The organism is Bradyrhizobium betae (assembly GCF_004123905.1).
Lineage (GTDB): Bacteria > Pseudomonadota > Alphaproteobacteria > Rhizobiales > Xanthobacteraceae > Bradyrhizobium > Bradyrhizobium betae_A.
Genome location: NZ_MZXW01000022.1, coordinates 12,261 through 27,989 on the forward strand (window position 1 = coordinate 12,261; position 15,729 = coordinate 27,989).

Genomic DNA, 15,729 nt, shown 5'->3' on the forward strand with positions numbered 1-15,729 from the left:
CTGACCTGCCCGATCAATGGAGCAGTGCGGCAGCCTTCACGGCCGTCACAGCGGTGTTGTAATTGTTGACGAGTTGCTGGACCGAGGCGGCCGACATGTCGAGCACCGGCTTCGGATAGACGCCGAACAGGATCGTCAGCGCGATCATCGGGAACAGCGTCACGCATTCGCGCAAGGTGAGATCCTTCATGCTCGCCAGCGACGGCTTGACCAGCGCCCCGAACACGACCTTGCGGTAGAGCCACAGCGCGTAGCACGCCGACAGGATCACCCCGAAGGTGGCGAAGAACGCGGTCGGGATGGAGACCTTGAAGGTGCCGAGCAACGTCATGAACTCGCCGACGAAACCGCTCGTGCCGGGCAGACCGACATTGGCCATGGTGAAGATCATGAAGGTCAGCGCGTAGAGCGGCATCCGGTTGACGAGGCCGCCATAGGCCGCGATCTCGCGGGTGTGCAGACGGTCGTAAACGACGCCGACGCAGAGGAACAGCGCGCCGGAAACGATGCCGTGCGAGATCATCTGGAATACGCCGCCGGCGACGCCCTGCATGGTCCCGGCGAAGATGCCCATGGTGACGAAGCCCATATGCGCGACCGACGAGTACGCGATCAGCTTCTTCATGTCCTCCTGCATCAGCGCCACCAGCGAGGTGTAGATGATGGCGATGGCCGAGAGCGTGAACACCAGCGGCGCGAAGTCGTGCGAGGCCAGCGGGAACATCGGCAGCGAAAAGCGCAGGAAGCCGTAGCCGCCCATCTTCAGCAGGATCGCGGCGAGGACCACGGAGCCTGCGGTCGGCGCCTCGACGTGCGCGTCGGGGAGCCAGGTGTGCACCGGCCACATCGGCATCTTCACCGCGAAGGAGGCGAAGAAGGCCAGCCACGCCCAGGTCTGCAACGACCGCGGCACGGCGGTGTGCATCAGGGCCGGGATGTCGGTGGTGCCGCCGTTCCAGTACAGCGCCATGATGGCGAGCAGCATCAGGACCGAGCCGAGCAGCGTGTAGAGGAAGAACTTGAACGATGCATAGACCCGGCGCGGACCACCCCAGACGCCGATGATCAGGAACATCGGGATCAGGCCGCCCTCGAAGAACAGATAGAACAGCACGAGATCGAGCGCCGAGAAGGTGCCGATCATCAGCGTTTCCAGGATCAGGAACGCCATCATGTATTCGCGGACGCGGTTGGTGATCGCCTTCCAGCTCGCGATGATGCAGAACGGCATCACGGCGGTGGTCAGGATCACGAGCGGCAGCGAAATACCGTCCACGCCCATGTGGTAGGTGATGCCGGTGGCGAGCCAATTCGCCTTCTCGACGAACTGGAAGTCGGCGCTGTTGGGATCGAAGCGCATGACCAGGATCACCGACACCGCGAAGGTGATCAGCGTGGTCCAGAGCGCGATCCAGCGCGAGTTGCGCTTGGCCGCCTCGTCATCGCCGCGGCTGAGATAGACGATCAGCGCACCGACCAGCGGCAGGAACGTCGTGACCGATAGGATGGGCCAGGTCGTCATTTACTGGCCTCCAAAGCCGAACATGAACCAGGTGATCAGGCCGGCGGCGCCGATCAGCATGGCAAAGGCGTAGTGATAGAGATAGCCGGTCTGGATCTTCACGACGTTGCGGGTGACATCCAGCACGCGCGCGGAGACGCCGTCGGGACCGAAGCCGTCGATGATGAAGCCGTCGCCCTTCTTCCAGAGCTGATAGCCGATCCACTTCGCCGGACGGACGAAGATGAGATCGTAGAGCTCGTCGAAGTACCATTTGTTGAGCAGGAACTGGTACAACATCGGCTGCTCTTTTGCGAGCTGCACGGGGATGTAAGGCCGGCGGATGTAGAACAGGTACGACACCAGGAAGCCCAGCACCATCATCACCGTCGGCAGGAAGGCGATGGTTTCGGGGATGTGGTGCATCTCCTCGATGATGTGCGGATTCATCTTCACGGACTCGCGGAAGAACTCCTCGACGCCGTGGCCGGCGAACAGCTCCTTGAACGGGAAGCCGGCAACGATGGATCCGACCGCGAGCACGCCGATCGGGATCAGGATCCAGAACGGAGCCTCATGCGCAGCTTCATAGTGATGCTCGTCATGCGGCTCGCCATGGAACGTCTTGAAGATCAGGCGCCAGGAGTAGAACGAAGTCAGGCCGGCGGCGATGACGGTCATCAGGAAGCCGTACATCGCAAACGGATTGTGCGAGGCATAGGCGGACTCGATGATCGCGTCCTTGGAGAAGTAGCCGGCGGTGAGCGGGAAGCCTGTGAGCGCGAGCGTGCCGACCACCATCACCGCATAGGTGTAGGGGATCTTCTTCCAGAGGCCGCCCATGTTGCGGATGTCCTGCTCGTGGTGCATCGCGTAGATCACCGAGCCGGAGCCCAAGAACAGCAGCGCCTTGAAGAAGGCATGCGTGAACAGATGGAACATGCCGACCGAATAGGCCCCTGCTCCCATTGCCACGAACATGTAGCCGAGCTGCGAACAGGTCGAGTAGGCCACGATGCGCTTGATGTCGTTCTGGACGAGGCCGATGGTCGCCGCGAAGAACGCGGTGGTGGCGCCGAAGAACATCACGACGGCCTGCGCGGTCGGCGCGAGCTCGAACAGCGGCGACAGGCGCGCCACCATGAAGACACCCGCGGTGACCATGGTCGCGGCGTGGATCAGCGCCGACACCGGCGTCGGGCCTTCCATCGCGTCCGGCAACCAGGTGTGCAGCAGGAACTGCGCCGACTTGCCCATCGCGCCCATGAACAGCAAGAGGCAGGTCAGGGTCAGCGCATCGGCGTGCCAGCCGAGGAAGTCGATGGTCTTGCCGGTGAGGCTGGGCGCAGCGTGGAAGATGGTCTCGAAATCGGTCGAACTGGTCAGCAGGAAGATCGCGAAGATGCCGAGCGCAAAACCAAAGTCGCCGACGCGGTTGACCACGAAGGCCTTGATGGCGGCCGCGTTCGCCGACGGTTTCTGGTACCAGAAGCCGATCAGGAGATAGCTGGCGAGACCGACGCCTTCCCAGCCGAAGAACAGCTGCACGAGGTTGTCCGCGGTCACCAGCATCAGCATGGCGAAGGTGAACAGGCTGAGATAGCCGAAGAAGCGCGGCCGGTTCGGATCCTCGTCCATGTAGCCGATGGAATAGAGGTGCACTAGCGAGGACACGGTCGTCACCACCACCAGCATCACGGCGGTAAGCGTGTCGACGCGCAGCGTCCACCAGACCTGGAGATCGCCGGAGAAGATCCAGGGCAGCAGCTGAATGCGGGCGTCATGGTGCATGAAGCCGACATCGACCAGCGTCATCCAGGACAGTGCGGCCGAGACGAACAGCAGCCCGGTCGTGATCAGCTCGGCGCCGCGCGAACCGGCCGCCGGCGGCTCCGCCGGACCATGGTCGTCGTGGGCGTGATCGTCGTGACCATGGTCATCATGGGCCGCCGACGCATGCGCGTCGCCGTGACCGTGGTCGCCGTGATGCTCGACCTCGTCGCCCGAGGGGTTACGGGCATGCGCGCCGGCCAAGGCGATGAGCCCGGCCAGAATGGCGCCCAGCAGAGGCAGAAAAACGATTGCCTGAACCATGACTGAGCTCAGCCCTTCATCAGATTGACGTCCTCAACCGCGATCGAGCCGCGGTTGCGGAAATAGACCACCAGGATGGCGAGACCGATCGCAGCTTCAGCCGCAGCGACAGTCAGCACCAGAAGCGCGAAGACCTGGCCGACGATATCGCCGAGGAAGGTCGAGAACGCCACGAGGTTGATGTTGACCGAGAGCAGGATCAACTCGATCGACATCAGGATGACGATGATGTTCTTGCGGTTCAGAAAGATGCCGAGGATCCCGAGCGTGAACAGGATCGCGCCGACCGCCAGATAATGTCCCAGCCCGACCGTCATTTCACCCACTCCGCCGCGTCGCTGTCCTGGAGCCCCTGCCCCGACGCCACCTTGCGCATCGCCATCGCCATCTCAGGCGTGCGCGCGTTCTGAACGTTGATGTCCTGCCGCTTGACATTCGCCTTGTGGCGCAGCGTCAGCACGATGGCGCCGATCATCGCGACCAGCAGCACCATGCCCGAGAGCTGGAAGTAGTGGATGTACTTCGTATAGAGCACGAGCCCGAGCGCCTCGGTATTCGAGACGTTTGTCGGGATCGCGGCCGTGATCGTCTTGCTGACGCTGGGGTTGATGACCCAGAAGCCGACGGTGAGCAGCAGCTCGAACAGGAAGATGCCGCCGATCACCAGCCCGATCGGCAGGTACTGGATGAAGCCTTCGCGCAGCTCGAGGAAGTCGACGTCGAGCATCATGATCACGAACAGGAACAGCACCGCGACAGCGCCGACATAGACGACGATCAGGATCATCGCGAGGAATTCGGCGCCCATCAGCACGAACAGGCCGGAGGCGTTGACGAAGGCCAGGATCAGGTACAGCACGGAGTGCACGGGATTGCGCGAGACAATCACCATCACCGCCGAGGCGACACAGACGCCGGCGAACAGATAGAAGAACAGCGCGGGAAGGATCATGCTCTCATCTCACCGGTACGGCGCATCGAGCTCGATCGCTTTCGCGATCTCACGTTCCCAGCGATCGCCGTTGGCGAGCAGCTTGGCCTTGTCATAGAACAGTTCCTCGCGGGTCTCGGTCGCGAACTCGAAGTTCGGACCTTCGACGATGGCGTCGACCGGACAGGCCTCCTGGCAGAGGCCGCAATAGATGCACTTCACCATGTCGATGTCGTAGCGCACGGTGCGGCGGGTGCCGTCGTTGCGGCGCGGGCCGGCCTCGATGGTGATGGCCTGCGCCGGGCAGATCGCTTCGCACAGCTTGCAGGCGATGCAACGTTCCTCGCCGTTCGGATAGCGGCGCAGCGCGTGCTCACCGCGGAAGCGCGGCGAGATCGGGCCCTTCTCGAACGGATAGTTCAGCGTCGGCTTCGGCTGGAAGAAATAGCGCATGGCGAGGAAGAATGCCGAGACGAATTCCGACAGCAGGAGCGAGCGTGCAGTGGCGTTGATGTTGATACCCATGACGGCCCTCACTTCGGCGCGATGTCGGCGAAATGCAGCACGCCGGCCACCACGACCACCATCGCGAGCGACAGCGGCAGGAACACCTTCCAGCCGAGGCGCATCAGTTGGTCGTAGCGGTAGCGCGGCACGATCGCCTTTGCCATCGCGAACAGGAAGAACATGAAGAAGACTTTGAGCGCGAACCAGATGATCCCCGGCACCCAGTTGAAGGGCGGCAGGTCCACCGGCGGCAGCCAGCCTCCGAGGAACAGGATCGTCGCGAGCGCGCACATCGTGACGATCGCGACGTACTCGCCGAGCATGAACAGCAGATACGGCGTCGAGCCGTATTCGACCATGAAGCCGGCGACGAGCTCGGATTCAGCTTCCACGAGGTCGAAGGGCGGACGGTTGGTTTCCGCCAGCGCCGAGACGTAGAAGATCACGAACATCGGGAACAGCGGCCAGACATACCAGTTCAGGATGGTGAGCTGCGGTAGGCCGATCAGGCTGGCAAAGCCGCGGACATGCTGGGCCTCGACCACGGCGGAGAGGTTCAGCGTGCCGGCGCAGAGCAGCACCGTGATGATGACGAAGCCGATCGAGACTTCATAGGACACCATCTGCGCCGCCGAGCGAAGTGCTGCCAGGAACGGGTATTTCGAGTTCGACGACCAGCCGGCCATGATGATGCCGTAGATCGACAGCGACGAGATCGCGAAGATGAAGAGGACGCCAACATTGATGTCGGAGATCACCCAGCCGAGATTGGTCGGGATCACCGCCCAAGCCGCGAGCGCGAGCACGCATGAGACCAAGGGAGCAAGGAGGAACACGCCCTTGTTGGCGCCGGCCGGGATAATCGGCTCCTTCAGCACGAACTTGAGAAGGTCGGCGAAGGATTGCAGCAGGCCCCACGGGCCGACCACGTTCGGGCCGCGGCGGATCTGCACCGCCGCCCAGATCTTGCGGTCGGCGAGCAGGATGTAGGCGATCGCGATCAGCAGGACGACGAGCACCAGCACGCTCTCCGCGATCATGATGATCAGCGGCCAGAGGAAGCCGGTCCAGAATGCGCTTTCGAAGAATTCCATCAGCTCACTCCGCTGCGGTCAGCATCTGCCCGGAGGCAAGCCGCGAGCATTCCGCCATCACGGCGGACGCACGCGCGATTGGGTTGGTCAAATAGAAGTCCTCGACGAGGGTCTTGAACGGCGCCTTCTCGGGCGAGCCGCCCTTCCCCGCCAGCTTCTTGATCTGGTCGGCGGAGCCGGCCTCGATCTGGTCGAGACGGATCAGATGCGGCACGGCCTTGAAGATCGCCTGGCGCAGCGCCGAGAGCGAGTCATAGCCGAGCTTCTTGCCAAGCGCTTCCGAGAGCGCACGGACGACCGCCCAGTCCTCGCGGGCTTCGCCCGGCGGGAACGCGGCGCGGCCCGTCATCTGCACGCGGCCTTCGGTGTTGACGTAGATCGCGGACTTCTCGGTGTAGGCAGCCGCCGGCAGGATGACGTCGGCGCGGTGCGCGCCGCGATCACCATGGGTGCCGATATAGACGACGAAGGTGCCGTCCGCCGGCTTGATCTCGTCGGCCCCTAACAGGAACAGCAGGTCGAGCGTGCCGAACGTCGTCATCTGCGCGGCGTTCAGGCCGCCGGCCGCGGCCGTGAAGCCGATATCGAGCGCACCGACGCGCGAGGCGGTCTCGTGCAGCACGCCAAAGCCGTTCCAGCCGTCCTTGAGCGCGCCGACATCGAGCGCGAGTTTTGCTGCAGCGGCGAGAATGGCAGCGCCGTCGTGACGCGAGGCCGCGCCCGCACCGACCAGGATGATCGGGTGCTTGGCGTTCTTCAGCACGTCCATGAAGGAGTGCTTGCCGGCCGCGAGCTCGCCGAGCGTCTCGGTGCCTGCGCCGAGATGATCATAATCGTAAGTCAGATCGGCCTTGGCGCCGATCACGCCGACCTTGAGACCACCGGAGCGCCAGCGCTTGCGGATGCGGGCGTTGAACACGGCCGCTTCCTTGCGCGGATTGGCGCCGATGATCAGCAGCGCATCGGCCTGCTCGACGCCCACCAGCGTCGGGTTGAAGATATAGGAGCCGCGGCCGAGCGCGGGATCGAAGGCGTCGCCGCCCTGCACCGCCAGATTGCCCGAACCGTACTTGGACAAGAGGTCCTTCAGCGCGAACATCTCCTCGACGCCGGCGAGGTCGCCCGCGATCGCGCCGATGCGCTTGCCGTCGGTGCGCGCCGCCTTGGACGCGATCGCGGCGAAGGCCTCGGGCCAAGTTGCCGCGCGCAGCTTACCGGCTTCGCGGATATAGGGACGATCGAGCCGCTGGGTGCGCAGGCCGTCGACGATGTGGCGGGTCTTGTCGGAAATCCACTCCTCGTTCACGGCCTCGTTGATGCGCGGCAGCACGCGCATCACTTCACGGCCGCGGGTGTCGACGCGGATCGCAGATCCCAGGCCGTCCATCACGTCGATCGACTGGGTCTTGCCGAGCTCCCACGGACGCGCGGCAAACGCATAAGGCTTCGAGGTCAGCGCGCCGACCGGGCAGATGTCGACGAGGTTGCCCTGCAATTCGGACGTCAGCGCGTGCTCGAGATAAGTCGTGATCTCCATGTCCTCGCCGCGGCCGGTGGCGCCCATCTCGGGGGCGCCTGCGACTTCCGCCGAGAAGCGGACGCAACGCGTGCACTGGATGCAGCGGTTCATCGAGGTCTTGACCAGCGCGCCGAGATATTTGTCCTCGACCGCGCGCTTGTTCTCGGCGAAGCGGCTGGTGTCGACACCATAGCCCATCGCCTGGTCCTGCAGGTCGCACTCGCCGCCCTGGTCGCAGATCGGGCAGTCCAGCGGATGGTTGATGAGAAGGAATTCCATCACGCCTTCGCGTGCCTTCTTCACCATCGGCGAACGCGTGGAGATTTCCGGCGGCTCGCCCTTCGGGCCCGGACGGCAGTCGCGTACGCCCCAGGCGCAGCTCGCGACCGGCTTCGGGCCGCCCTTCACTTCAACGAGGCACATCCGGCAATTGCCGGCGATCGACAGCCGCTCGTGATAGCAGAAGCGCGGAATCTCGGCGCCGGCCGCCTCGCACGCCTGAAGCAGCGTGTATTCGGCGGGGACATCGATCTCTTTGCCGTCGATGATGAGCTTGGTCATTTCTCTTACTCCGCCGCGACCATGTTCACGGGATCGCGGACGCCGATATCGTCGATGTCAGCCTTGTGCGAGTACTGGTCGATGCGCGCTTCGATCTCGTGACGGAAATGCGCGATCAGGCCCTGGATCGGCCAGGCTGCCGCGTCGCCGAGCGCGCAGATGGTGTGGCCTTCGACCTGCTTGGTCACCTCTAACAGCATGTCGATCTCGCGCTTGTGGGCGCGGCCGTCGGCCATGCGGGTCAGCACGCGCCACATCCAGCCGGTGCCCTCGCGGCACGGCGTGCACTGGCCGCAGCTCTCATGTTTGTAGAAATAGGAGATGCGGGCGATGGAGCGGATCAGGTCGGTCGACTTATCCATCACGATCACGGCGGCGGTGCCGAGGCCCGAGCGCAGCTTGCTCAAGCTATCGAAATCCATCGGCGTGTCGATGATCTGCTCGGCCGGCACCATGCGCACCGACGAGCCGCCGGGGATCACGGCCTTGAGGTTGTCCCAGCCGCCGCGGATGCCGCCGCAATGCTTGTCGATCAGCTCACGGAACGGAATGCCCATGGCTTCTTCGACGTTGCAGGGCCGCTCGACATGGCCGGAGATGCAGAACAGTTTGGTGCCGACATTGTTGGGCCGGCCGATACCGGCGAACCATGCCGCGCCGCGGCGCAGGATATCAGGCGCAACGGCGATGGACTCGACGTTGTTGACGGTGGTCGGGCAACCGAACAGGCCGACATTGGCCGGGAACGGCGGCTTCAGCCGCGGCTGGCCCTTCTTGCCCTCGAGGCTTTCGAGCAGCGCGGTTTCCTCGCCGCAGATATAGGCGCCGGCGCCATGGGCGACATAGATGTCGAACGGCCAGCCGTTGACGTTGTCCTTGCCGACCAGCTTGGCCTCATAGGCCTGGTCGATCGCGGCCTGGAGATGCTCGCGCTCGCGGATGAACTCGCCGCGGACATAGATGTAGCAGGCATGCGCGTTCATCGCGCAGCTCGCGATCAGGCAGCCCTCGATCAGGAGATGCGGATCATGCCGCATGATCTCGCGATCCTTGCAGGTGCCGGGCTCGGATTCGTCGGCGTTGACGACGAGATAGCTCGGTCGGCCGTCGGTCGATTCCTTCGGCATGAAGGACCATTTGAGACCAGTCGGGAAGCCGGCGCCGCCACGGCCGCGCAGGCCCGACGCCTTCATCTCGTTGATGATCCAGTCGCGGCCCTTGTCGATGATGTTCTTCGTGCCGTCCCAGGCGCCGCGACGCCGCGCGCCCTCGAGCCCCCAATCGTGGAGGCCGTAGAGGTTCTTGAAGATGCGGTCCTTGTCCTCGAGCATATCAGTGCTTTCCGATCAACGGTTGGCTTGCTTGTAGGCAAGCCCGGCGGCGCAAACGGCGAAGGTCAGCGCCCAGAGCAGACTGGTTTCCTGCGATTCATGCAGCGCGAAACGCTGCAACAGGAACATGAAGACGGCCGCGGCCGCGGCGTGCATCGCGATGAAGCCCCACTTCTTCACGGCGCCGCTCCCCTCCACGATTGATAAAGAAAGATCACGCATCAGGAGGTCTCCTTCAGCGTTGTCGGTCCGCCCATCGGCGCCGAGAACTGGCGGCCGTTCTGCGGACCGGGCTTTGGCGGATTGCCCGAAGCAAAGCCGTCGAGCACCTTGCCAAAACTTTCCTTGGTCAGGTCCTCATAGGTGTCCTTGCCGATCATCACCATCGGCGCGTTCACGCAGGCGCCCAGACACTCGACCTCTTCCCAGCTGAAATCGCCGTCCTTGGAGAGATGGAAGGGATCGTGATGGATGCGGCTCTCGCAGACGTGGATCAGATCCTCGGCGCCGCGCAGGCGGCACGGCGTGGTGCCGCAAACCTGGACGTGGGCCTTCTTGCCGACGGGCGCGAGCTGGAACATCGTGTAGAAGGTCGCAACTTCCAGCACGCGGATATAGGGCATGTCGAGCATGTCGGCGATGACGCGGATCGCGGCTTCCGAGACCCAGCCGTCATGCTGCTCCTGCGCACGCCAGAGGATGGCGATGACAGCCGAGGCCTGACGCCCGGCCGGATATTTCGCGATCTGCTGCTTCGCGAACGCGACGTTCTCGTCCGTGAACGCGAAGCTCGCGGGCTGGACTTCCTTCGGTGCTAATCGGCGAACGGACATATCTTATCTCTCACTGCATACGGCGCGCGGATTTGGCATTCAGGGCTTCGATCCTGTCCTGCCAGAATGCGCTTGCGGTGCCGAAAACGTTGTAGCCGACATGGGTCGAGACCTTGATGCGATCGAGGATCGACAGCTCGGTCACGGTCTCCAGCCGGTTGGTGCGCGGATCGAGCACGATCAGCTTCAGCGGGGTCTGTTCGAGGATGTAGCGCGACACCGCATGAGAGCGGTCGCTGCCGTGCTCCTCGCACATGATGACGCTGTCGGCCTGGAGTAGCCGTGCGCCGCCCTTGATCGCCTCGATCTCGACGCCCTCGACGTCGAGCTTGATCAGATACTTGCCGTTTGCCGCGACCTTGCCGTCGTCGATGAGATTGTCGAGCGCGAGAACAGGCACTTCCTCGCCGCCGTCAGACGGATTGCCCGCGATGCTGAAGGCTTCGTGCTTGGTGCCTGACAGCCGCGCGGTGCCGCGCGAGGCGCCGATGGCGCATTTCAGGGTCTCGAAACGGTTGCCGTTGACGCGGGCGTTGTTGGCGAGCTTCGGATAGTTCTGGCCCGACGGCTCGATCGCGATCGCCTTGTGCGAGCCGAACGGCTTGCTCGAGACCAGCACCGACCAATAGCCGTAATTGGCACCGCAATCGAGCAAGGTGTAGTCGACGTCGATGGAGTCCGCGAACAACAGCTCCAGCTCGTCTTCGTAGTTGTACGAGCGATTGAGCAGCTTGCTCCAATAGCCGTCGCCGTAAGGGAATTCGAACACGGCATCGGGGTTGAGCCTGATCGCGATGTCGCGCTTGGGCAGCGTCTTCGCCAGCAGATTCGCGCAGGCGATATAGCCCATATGCGAGAAGTGCGACGAGATCTTCGATCCCGTCACCAGCGCCAAGGCAGCCGTCCGCTCCCACAGGTTGGCCCCTTCAAGGGCCCCCGAGGCACGGTCAAACTGGATTGGCGCCTGCTGGCCCATTACCGATCGACCTCTCCAAACACGATGTCGAGCGAACCGAGAATGGCCGAGACGTCGGCGAGCAGATGGCCGCGGCAGATGTGGTCCATCGCCTGAAGATGCGCAAAGCCCGGCGCGCGGATCTTGCACTTGTACGGCTTGTTGGTGCCGTCCGAGACGAGGAAGACGCCGAACTCGCCCTTGGGCGCCTCGACTGCGGCATAGACTTCGCCTTCCGGCACGCGGACGCCTTCGGTGTAGAGCTTGAAGTGGTGGATCAGCGCTTCCATCGAGCGCTTCATCTCGCCACGCCGCGGCGGCGCGACCTTGTTGTCTTCGACGACGACGGGGCCCCTACCGTCGGCTGCGTTCAGCTTCTGGATGCACTGCTTCATGATGCGCACCGACTGGCGCATCTCTTCCATGCGGATCAGATAGCGGTCGTAGCAGTCGCCGTTCTTGCCGATCGGAATGTCGAAATCCATCTCGGCGTAGCACTCATAGGGCTGCGACTTGCGCAGGTCCCAGGCCGCGCCCGAGCCGCGCACCATCACGCCCGAAAAACCCCACTCCCAGGCTTCCTTCAGCGGCACCACGCCGATATCGACGTTGCGCTGCTTGAAGATACGGTTGGCGGTGAGCAGGCGATCAAGGTCCTCGACCACCTTGAGGAACGGATCGCACCAGGCCTCGATGTCGTCGACCAGCTTCTGCGGCAGGTCCTGATGCACGCCGCCGACGCGGAAATAGGCTGCGTGCATACGGCTGCCCGAGGCACGCTCGTAGAACACCATCAGCTTTTCGCGCTCTTCAAAGCCCCACAGCGGCGGGGTCAGCGCGCCGACGTCCATCGCCTGCGTGGTGACGTTGAGAAGATGAGAGAGAATGCGGCCGATCTCGCAATAGAGCACGCGGATCAGCTGGCCGCGGCGCGGCACCTCGATGCCGAGCAGCTTTTCGGCCGCGAGGCAGAAGGCGTGCTCCTGGTTCATCGGCGCGACGTAGTCGAGGCGATCGAAATACGGGATCGCCTGGAGATAGGTCTTCTGCTCGATCAGCTTTTCGGTGCCGCGGTGAAGCAGGCCGATATGCGGGTCGACGCGCGCGACGATTTCACCGTCCAATTCGAGCACGAGGCGCAAAACGCCGTGGGCCGCAGGATGCTGCGGTCCAAAGTTGATGGTGAAATTGCGAAGCTGTTCAGGTTGCTCGTTCATGATCAGACCTTCGGTCCAGCCTTCTCGTCACCGGGAAGCGGATAGTCCGCCCCTTCCCAGGGCGAGAGGAAATCGAACTTGCGGAATTCCTGGTTGAGCCGGACGGGCTCGTACACCACCCGCTTCTCCTGATCGTCGTAGCGAACCTCGACGAAACCGGTGGTCGGGAAATCCTTGCGCAGCGGATGGCCTTCGAAACCGTAGTCGGTCAGCAGGCGGCGCATGTCGGGATGGCCGACGAAGAACACGCCGTAGAGGTCGTAGGCCTCGCGCTCGAACCAGTCGGCGCCCGGGAACACCTCGATCAGCGACGGCACCTGGGTGGTCTCGTCGGCCTGGGCCTTGAGCCGGATCCGCGTGTTCAGGGTCGGAGAGAGGAAGTGATAGATCACGTCGAAGCGCTTCTCGCGCGACGGATAGTCCGCGGCCGTGATGTCGGTGAAGTTGATGAACCGGCAACTCGGGTCGTCGCGGAGGTACTTGACCACCTCGACGATCTTGCTGGCCTCGACATCGACCGTGAGCTGGTTGAAGGCCACCGAATGACCGATGGCGGCGCCCGGAAGCGCGCTAACGATCGTCTGCCCCAGTGCGTCGAGCTTGGCGTCGTCCATGACGTAAAACCTTAGCGTTCGATGGTGCCGGTGCGGCGGATCTTCTTCTGCAGCAGCAGCACGCCGTAGAGCAGCGCTTCCGCCGTGGGCGGACAGCCCGGCACGTAGATGTCGATCGGCACGATGCGGTCGCAGCCGCGCACGACCGAGTAGGAATAGTGATAATAGCCGCCACCATTGGCGCAGGAGCCCATCGAGATGACGTAGCGCGGCTCGGGCATCTGGTCGTAGACCTTGCGCAGCGCAGGCGCCATCTTGTTGGTCAGCGTGCCCGCGACGATCATCACGTCGGACTGGCGCGGCGAGGCACGCGGCGCGAAGCCGAAGCGCTCGACGTCGTAGCGCGGCATCGACACCTGCATCATCTCGACCGCGCAGCAGGCGAGACCGAAGGTCATCCACATCAAGGAGCCGGTACGGGCCCAGGTGATGAGGTCGTCGGTCGCGGCCGTGAAGAAGCCCTTGTCGGACAGCTCCGAATTGACCTCGAGGAAGAACGGATCATTGGCCCCGACCGGACGGCCGGTCGAGGGATCCAGAATGCCCTTGGGGGCCGGCGCAATCACCGGACCCGCGGACGATGCAGGGTTCAATCCCATTCCAGTGCCCCTTTCTTCCATTCATAGGCGAACCCGACGGTCAGCACGCCGAGGAACACCACCATGGACCAGAAGCCGGTCGCGCCAAGCTTGCCGAACGCCACCGCCCAGGGAAACAGGAACGCCACCTCGAGGTCGAAGATGATGAAGAGGATGGCGACCAGGTAGAAGCGGACGTCGAACTTCATGCGGGCGTCGTCGAAGGCGTTGAAACCGCACTCATACGCCGACAGTTTTTCCGGGTCCGGCTGCTGGAACGCCACGATGAAGGGCGCGATCAGCAGCACGAGGCCAATGAGGCCCGCTACCCCTATAAAGACGACGAGTGGAAGATAGTTCTGTAGAATGCCGCTCATTGACGAGCCCTTTTTCCCGCGGCCTCGGGACAGCCACGGATTCGTCCAGTTTGGAATTGTTCTGAGCCTTAGCGCAGTGCACCAATGGGCGCAAGACACGCTCTTTTTAGGCCCTTTGCTGCTCCCAGACCGGTGGAAATCCCGGAATCACCCCGCGGCTGGTATGGAGCAGATCGCCAGACCCAGCAAGGGCGGCCACAGTTTTGTAGGGTAGCAGTTCTGGGATTGCGGCACACCGGCCGCGACAGCTATTTGCCGCGCATCACCCGGTCAAAGTGCTCGGGTTTCTGCGTGCGGCGGCGCACCCAAACCCATGAGATGACCAGCACCGGGGCCCCCACCGTCACCCAGGCGACATATTGGCCCACCGTTCCCCAGAGCAGCGCCGCCAGCAGACCCGTGATGGTCGCAACCGCGAGCACGATAGGTGCAGCAAAGACACGTATCCACAGGCGCGAGCGATCAGGGGAGCCATGCATCACGACAGGACCGGGGCTCGTCTGGCGAATGTGTCGGCTTTGGCAGGCGCGCGCTTGCGCCGCCGCGCCAGCCAGAGATAGAGCCCGCTGCCGATCACAACGATAGTGAGCCCGTCGAGCGCGGCCCAGATCACCTTGAGCGGCATCCCGCCATAATCGCCGAAATGCAGCGGCTGCGAGATCAGAAGCGCCTGGAGATAGAGCGGCAGCGCCCGGCTGTCGGCGACCTCCCCCGTTTCGCCGTCGAGCAGCACCGGCTTGAGCAGCCGCGCGGTCAAGGCCGTGTCGCCGCGCATAAAAGCGGCGAAGTGGTGCGAGGAGGTGAAGGGCGTGCCCGGAAACGCGACGAAGGCGACCTCCATCCCGGGCGCGGTCTGCCTGGCGCGCACAACGACGTCATCGAGCGAGGCGAGACGCGTCGGCGGCGGCTTGCCGGCATAGGCCACGACCATGCTGGCGAGCTCGGTCGCCTTCCACTGGTTGAGCATCAGCTCGGCCCAGGTGTTGACGACGCCGGTCAAGCCCACCACCAGCGCCCAGGCGACCGTCACGACGCCGATCAGATTGTGCCAGTCGAGCCAGCGCACGCGGCGCGAGGTGCTGTCGCGGATGGTGGCAAAGCGCAGGCGGCGGGTGAATGGCCAGTACAGCACCACGCCGGAGATGATGGCGACGGCGAACAGCAGACCCATTCCGCCGAGAAACAGTTTTCCGGGCTGGCCGGCGAACATGTCGGTGTGAAGCTTGAGCACGATCAGCATCGGCCCGACGCCGACGGGTCCGAGCAGCTTGGTCGACACCGCATCGAAGGCACGGACAGTGGTGTTGTCAGGCAGCCCGTCGACGGCGCTGTTGGTGAAAGCGGTGACGATCCCGGGCTCGTCCTTGTCCCAGGAGATATATTGCAGCACGTGGCCGGGATCGGCGGCGAGCGCGGCGTCGGCGACGGCCTGGGTCGTCGCGCGCGCCGCGCCCGCATGAGCTTCGGGCTGGGGGGCATAGCCCAGGAGCTCATCGATCTCGTGATGGAAGATCAGCGGCAGGCCGGTCAGGCAGAGGAGCAGCAGGAAGACGGTCGAGATCAGGCTGGTCCAGGTATGGACCACGGACCAGAGCCTGACCGTGCGTGCCTTCAAGA

Annotated in this window: 17 protein-coding genes; all 17 read right to left on the minus strand. The window is 63.7% G+C overall.

Going from position 1 to position 15,729, the window contains the following annotated elements:
- Positions 1–13: 13 nt before the first annotated feature.
- Positions 14–1,522 (minus strand): NADH-quinone oxidoreductase subunit M, encoded by a 1,509-nt coding sequence (locus B5V03_RS19645; RefSeq protein WP_129272064.1) that lies wholly within the window; start codon positions 1,520–1,522, stop codon positions 14–16.
- Positions 1,523–3,595: an NADH-quinone oxidoreductase subunit L gene (gene nuoL / locus B5V03_RS19650; protein WP_129272065.1), complete on the minus strand. Its 2,073-nt coding sequence runs from the start codon at positions 3,593–3,595 to the stop codon at positions 1,523–1,525.
- An 8-nt stretch (positions 3,596–3,603) separates the two neighbouring features.
- A complete protein-coding gene (gene nuoK, locus B5V03_RS19655) occupies positions 3,604–3,912 on the minus strand; it encodes an NADH-quinone oxidoreductase subunit NuoK (protein WP_092028826.1) in 309 nt (102 codons plus the stop codon).
- Positions 3,909–4,547: an NADH-quinone oxidoreductase subunit J gene (locus B5V03_RS19660; RefSeq protein WP_129272066.1), complete on the minus strand. Its 639-nt coding sequence runs from the start codon at positions 4,545–4,547 to the stop codon at positions 3,909–3,911. Before B5V03_RS19660 ends, nuoK begins: the two co-directional genes overlap by 4 nt.
- Positions 4,548–4,556: 9 nt before the next feature.
- On the minus strand, positions 4,557–5,045 hold the full coding sequence (gene nuoI / locus B5V03_RS19665) for an NADH-quinone oxidoreductase subunit NuoI (RefSeq protein ID WP_027529879.1): 489 nt from the start codon (positions 5,043–5,045) through the stop codon (positions 4,557–4,559).
- A gap of 14 nt (positions 5,046–5,059) precedes the next feature.
- Positions 5,060–6,127, minus strand: coding sequence for an NADH-quinone oxidoreductase subunit NuoH (gene nuoH, locus B5V03_RS19670; protein ID WP_129272067.1), 1,068 nt, complete (start codon positions 6,125–6,127; stop codon positions 5,060–5,062).
- Positions 6,128–6,131: 4 nt separating this feature from the next.
- Entirely contained in the window at positions 6,132–8,207 is a 2,076-nt protein-coding gene (gene nuoG / locus B5V03_RS19675) for an NADH-quinone oxidoreductase subunit NuoG (RefSeq protein WP_129272068.1), read from the minus strand.
- A 5-nt stretch (positions 8,208–8,212) separates the two neighbouring features.
- The gene (gene nuoF, locus B5V03_RS19680) at positions 8,213–9,538 is read right to left on the minus strand and encodes an NADH-quinone oxidoreductase subunit NuoF (protein WP_129272069.1); all 1,326 of its coding nucleotides are present in this window, start codon (positions 9,536–9,538) and stop codon (positions 8,213–8,215) included.
- A 15-nt stretch (positions 9,539–9,553) separates the two neighbouring features.
- On the minus strand, positions 9,554–9,760 hold the full coding sequence (locus B5V03_RS19685; protein WP_129272070.1) for a hypothetical protein: 207 nt from the start codon (positions 9,758–9,760) through the stop codon (positions 9,554–9,556).
- On the minus strand, positions 9,760–10,371 hold the full coding sequence (nuoE, locus tag B5V03_RS19690) for an NADH-quinone oxidoreductase subunit NuoE (protein ID WP_129272071.1): 612 nt from the start codon (positions 10,369–10,371) through the stop codon (positions 9,760–9,762). The genes B5V03_RS19685 and nuoE overlap by 1 nt, the downstream gene beginning before the upstream one ends.
- Before the next feature lie 10 nt (positions 10,372–10,381).
- Positions 10,382–11,347, minus strand: a complete 966-nt coding sequence (locus B5V03_RS19695; RefSeq protein WP_129272072.1) for an FkbM family methyltransferase — start codon at positions 11,345–11,347, stop codon at positions 10,382–10,384.
- The gene (locus B5V03_RS19700; RefSeq protein WP_129272073.1) at positions 11,347–12,543 is read right to left on the minus strand and encodes an NADH-quinone oxidoreductase subunit D; all 1,197 of its coding nucleotides are present in this window, start codon (positions 12,541–12,543) and stop codon (positions 11,347–11,349) included. The genes B5V03_RS19695 and B5V03_RS19700 overlap by 1 nt, the downstream gene beginning before the upstream one ends.
- Positions 12,544–12,545: 2 nt before the next feature.
- Positions 12,546–13,157 (minus strand): NADH-quinone oxidoreductase subunit C, encoded by a 612-nt coding sequence (locus B5V03_RS19705; RefSeq protein WP_129272074.1) that lies wholly within the window; start codon positions 13,155–13,157, stop codon positions 12,546–12,548.
- A gap of 11 nt (positions 13,158–13,168) precedes the next feature.
- Positions 13,169–13,756 (minus strand): NuoB/complex I 20 kDa subunit family protein, encoded by a 588-nt coding sequence (locus B5V03_RS19710; RefSeq protein ID WP_164988143.1) that lies wholly within the window; start codon positions 13,754–13,756, stop codon positions 13,169–13,171.
- The gene (locus B5V03_RS19715) at positions 13,747–14,112 is read right to left on the minus strand and encodes an NADH-quinone oxidoreductase subunit A (protein WP_007603535.1); all 366 of its coding nucleotides are present in this window, start codon (positions 14,110–14,112) and stop codon (positions 13,747–13,749) included. The genes B5V03_RS19710 and B5V03_RS19715 overlap by 10 nt, the downstream gene beginning before the upstream one ends.
- A gap of 248 nt (positions 14,113–14,360) precedes the next feature.
- On the minus strand, positions 14,361–14,594 hold the full coding sequence (locus B5V03_RS19720; RefSeq protein WP_129272076.1) for a hypothetical protein: 234 nt from the start codon (positions 14,592–14,594) through the stop codon (positions 14,361–14,363).
- On the minus strand, positions 14,591–15,727 hold the full coding sequence (locus B5V03_RS19725; protein WP_129272077.1) for a PepSY-associated TM helix domain-containing protein: 1,137 nt from the start codon (positions 15,725–15,727) through the stop codon (positions 14,591–14,593). Before B5V03_RS19725 ends, B5V03_RS19720 begins: the two co-directional genes overlap by 4 nt.
- Positions 15,728–15,729: the final 2 nt, after the last annotated feature.